Source organism: Streptomyces beijiangensis (assembly GCF_017315755.1).
Taxonomy (GTDB): Bacteria; Actinomycetota; Actinomycetes; order Streptomycetales; family Streptomycetaceae; genus Streptomyces; species Streptomyces beijiangensis.
On the sequence record NZ_JAFLRJ010001055.1, the window covers coordinates 1 to 351 of the forward strand.

At 74.4% G+C, this 351-nt stretch carries 1 pseudogene; it reads right to left on the bottom strand.

What is annotated here, in order from left to right:
• Positions 1–351: pseudogene (locus tag J0695_RS40510) on the bottom strand (MFS transporter); the annotation flags it as partial.

Consider the following 351-nt stretch of genomic DNA (forward strand, 5'->3'; position numbering starts at 1 on the left):
GGTCATGCCGGTGACCATGGTGGGCGCCGTGGCCGCGCCCGCGAGGAGCAGCGAGGCGGCCAGGGTGACGAGGGACGTGGTGGTCGTCGCGGAGAGGAGGGGGCCCGCCGTCAGTACCGTCATCGCGGCCAGGCAGATGAGGAGGCGGCGCGGGACGTCGTCGTCGGGGGCGGGGCGCAGGGAACCGTAGAGCAGGCCTGCGATGCAGGATCCGGCGGCCTGGAGGGCGAGTACCGCACCGGCAGCCGATTTGTGGCCCTGGGCGTCGGCGAAGGCGATGGTGGCGACCTCCATCGCGCCGAACACCGCGCCGGTGGCGAGGAAGACGGCGAGCAGGGCGGGGAAGCCGGG